Below are 3,492 nucleotides of genomic sequence, written 5' to 3' on the forward strand. Positions count from 1 at the left end.
AAAAGACCACCTCTCCCTGCTCGGCCCGCTGCGCCGCATTCAGCTCGCGGCCCACCGCCATCGCCTCGCGGCTGCGGTTGAAGGCGCCCGAGAACGTCGCCAGCATGTGGTAGGACATGTCCTTCTGCATCTTCTCGACCTCGGCCTTCTTCTCGGGATGCTCCGCGATCAGGGACCCGATCCGGTTCTCGCCGAAGCCCACGTGGCGGCGCTCGTCGGCGATCGTGCCGGAGAGCACCTGCGCGAACTTCGGGTTCATGGTCTGGTTGCCCGCGTAGATCATCTCGAAGACGCTGAACGCCATGCCCTCGAGCACGATGTTCTGGCCCACGACGCCGGCGATGAAGTCCTTCTTGTCGACCTTCTCGAGCAAGACGTTCGCGAAGTCGACCAGGTGCGGGTTCGCGCGCTGCCGGAGCACGTCCTCGAGCTCGGTCTTCTTCACGCCGAAATCGTAGAGACGCTGCGTGAAGATCTCGACGTGGCGCGCCTCGTCGAGCGTCTGGGTGGCGAGGAAGCGCTTGCTCGCCTCGTCCGGCGCGGAGTTGATCAGGCCCGAGGAGGCCGCGAGCGCGCAGCGCTCGCCGATCACCAGCAGCACGGTCAGGTCGATCGCCTGGTCGTGCAGGACGGGGTTGTCGAGGATGAGCGCCGGCTCCTCCAGCTCGGGCGCGTGCCCGAAGCTCGTGTGCTCCAAGTAGCCCTGCGGGCAGGACTCGAGCCAGCGCTGGATGGAATAGCCGGACAGGAAGTCGGACATCTGCGTTCTCCTTGGGCCCCGGGGATGGGGGGCACCTCGAGCGACGTAGATAAACGAGTGGCTCGCGCGCGCCTATGACTCCGATCATACGAGCCGGGTGCGGCTCTACTGCTTCAGGATCAGCGCGGTGCCGTTGCCGCCGAGGCCGAGCGTCTGCGCCAGGCCGACGCGCGCGCCGGGAACCTGTCGCGCGCCCGCTTCTCCGCGCAGCTGCCAGGTGAGCTCGCACGCCTGGAACACGCCCATCGCCGTGGTCGCCTCGCCGAAACACAGAAAGCCGCCGCTGGGATTGATCGGCAGCCTGCCGGTCGGCAGCGTGTCGCCGCTTTCGACCAGCCGCTCGGCCTCGCCGGGCTCGCAGAGCCCCCAGTCCTCGGGGAAGGCGAGCTCGTAGTAGACGGTGTTGTCCTGCAGCTCGACCAGGTCGAGATCTTTCGGACCGACGCCGGCCGCGTCGAACGCCTTGCGCACCGCCTGCGCGGCCTCGCTGTGGTGCGTGCGGCCGTGCGCGGGAACGACGCTGCCGAGCGCCCGCGGCAGCCCGTCGTCGAAGCGCGCGGTGGCCACGCTGCTCGACGCGACCCAGACCGGCCGGCGCGAATGCCTGCGCGCCACCTCGGCCGTGCAGAGGATCAACGCCGCGGCGCCGTCGCTCACCGGGCAGATCTCGTAGAGCCGGAGCGGGTCGCTGACCAGCGCGGAGCCGAGCACGTCCTCGACCGTGAACTCCTGGCGGAAGCGCGCGTTCGCGTTGTGCGCGCCCACGCGGTGCGCCTTCACCGCGATCATCGCGAGCTGCCGCTCGGTGGTTCCGTACTCCGCCATGCGCCGCCGGCACAGCGCGGCCCAGAAGGCCGGGCCCGGCATTCCGACGCTCTTCTGGCGCAGGTACTCGAGGTCGGTCTCCTCGTCGACGCCCGAGGTCTGGATGAAGCCGCGCGGCATCTTCTCTCCGCCGACCACCAGGACGACGTCGTAGATTCCGCCCGCCACGAGCGCATGCCCGACGTTGAACGCGTTGCCCCCGGCCGCGCAGCCCGCCGAGAGGTTGTAGACGGGGATTCCGGTGGGGCCGAGATCCTCGACGACGTCGTTGCCGTTCAGGCCCCAGCCCTTGCCCCCCGAGAAGCGCGAGCTCGCGGCGGCCACCGCCTGGATCTCGCGCCACGGCACGCCCGCGTCGGCCAGCGCCGCGTCGATCGCGTGGCGACACATCTCGGTGACGGACCGGTTCGGGAACTTGCCCCACGGGTGCATGCCCACGCCCAGCACCGCGACCTGCCTCATCGCCGTCTCCTCAAAGCGGGCGGAACTTCCAGCTGATCAGGTCGTCGCCGTCCGCGGTCCGGCACAGCGCCTCGAGCACCAGCTCGACCTCGCCCCCGATCCGGAGCGCCGCTGGATCCGCGCGGGTCATCCGACCGACCACGCGGATTCCGCCCGGCAGGTCGACCACGCCGAGCGCGTAGGGGACGTAGGGCTCGTCGTACTTCGCGGGCGGCGGCGGCGCGTAGTTCTGCACTGCGTAGCTCCAGAGCGTGCCGCGCGGGCCGAACTCGACCGCCTCGAGCTCTCCGCCGTCGCACTCCGGATTGCGACACGAGCTCGTGCGCGGGAAGTAGCTCGCCTTGCAGCCGCTGCAGGTCGAGCCGAGCAGGCGCGGGCCGGCGTCGGTGAGCGCGAACAGGCCTTCTGCGACCGGCAGCGACTTTCCCACGCTCACCTCTCCTTCGCGGCGCGAACCAGCTCGGGAAGGATCTCGAGGCAGTCTCCCACGATCCCGTAGCGGGCGTAGCGGAAGATCGCGGCGTCGCGATCGCCCCTGATCGCCGCGATCGTCTTCGCCGCGGCGCAGCCGGCCATGTGCTGGCTCGCCCCCGAGATCCCCGCGGCGAGGTAGAGCGCGGGCCGGGTGATCCTGCCGGTGAGGCCGACCTGGCGCGACGCATCCACCCAGCGCTCGTCGACGAGCGGGCGCGATGCCGCGGGCACGCCGCCGAGCGCCGCGGCCAGCTTCTCGATCCACGCGTAGTGCTCGACGGACCCGAGCCCGCGGCCGCCCGCGACGATGATCTGCGCATCCTCGAGCCTGGGCCCTTCGGACCGCGCGCTCTGGACCACGCGGATCCGCTCCTCGACGGAGCCGAGCGCGACCGGGACTTCGCTGATCTCCGGAGTCGAGGCACCGCCCTGCGGGGAATCGGCGCGAAGCGCGCCGGCGGGGAGCGCGATCAGGCAGGGTCGCCCCTTCGCGATGCTGTACACCGCGCGCGTGTCGCCGCCGTACGCGGCGGCGGTGACCTCGAGGTCGCCGTGCGCGCCGCGGCCGGCGGCCACGCCGTTCATCACCACCGCCGCGCCGGTGCGACCGGCGAGGCGCGGCGCGATCAGCCGCGTGTCGAAGCCCTGGCCGAACAGCCCCACGGCGGGCGCGCGCAGCGCCCAGTACTGCGCGAGCGCCTCCACGTACACGTCGGCGTGTAGATCGCGAAGCGCCGGGTCGTCGATCCGATCGAGCCGCGCCACCCCGTGCGCGGAAGCGACCTCGAGAGCACGCTCCGCAAGCGGCCCGAGCGATAGCCAGACGAGCTCGCGCCCGAGCTCCTGCGCGAGCGTGCGGCCGAGTCCGAGCCGCTCCTCCGCGCCGGCCGGAAGGCCGTCGCGTTCCGCGCCCCAGCTGCAGACCACCACGCTCACGAGAGCACGCCGTCCTGGCGCAGACGCGCGATCAG

The 3,492-nt window shown here is 71.4% G+C and carries 4 protein-coding genes; all 4 read right to left on the reverse strand.

The window, feature by feature from the left end:
• The coding region (locus FJ108_18175) for a ferritin-like domain-containing protein (protein MBM4337819.1) at positions 1-760 on the reverse strand (760 nt) is incomplete at its 3' end.
• 105 nt (positions 761-865) lie between these two features.
• Positions 866-2,047, reverse strand: a complete 1,182-nt coding sequence (locus FJ108_18180) for a lipid-transfer protein (GenBank protein MBM4337820.1) — start codon at positions 2,045-2,047, stop codon at positions 866-868.
• Between the two features lie 10 nt (positions 2,048-2,057).
• Positions 2,058-2,786, reverse strand: a complete 729-nt coding sequence (locus FJ108_18185; protein ID MBM4337821.1) for a hypothetical protein — start codon at positions 2,784-2,786, stop codon at positions 2,058-2,060.
• Complete coding sequence (locus tag FJ108_18190; protein ID MBM4337822.1) at positions 2,480-3,457, reverse strand: electron transfer flavoprotein subunit alpha/FixB family protein; 978 nt, start codon at positions 3,455-3,457, stop codon at positions 2,480-2,482. The genes FJ108_18185 and FJ108_18190 overlap by 307 nt, the downstream gene beginning before the upstream one ends.
• Positions 3,458-3,492: the final 35 nt, after the last annotated feature.

The sequence above is a fragment of the Deltaproteobacteria bacterium genome, assembly GCA_016875225.1.
Classification (GTDB): domain Bacteria; phylum Myxococcota_A; class UBA9160; order SZUA-336; family SZUA-336; genus VGRW01.

Bases quoted from the DNA above. Each gene is read 5' to 3' on its own strand.
- FJ108_18180 (MBM4337820.1), bottom strand. From the start codon at position 2,047: ATGAGGCAGGTCGCGGTGCTGGGCGTGGGCATGCACCCGTGGGGCAAG.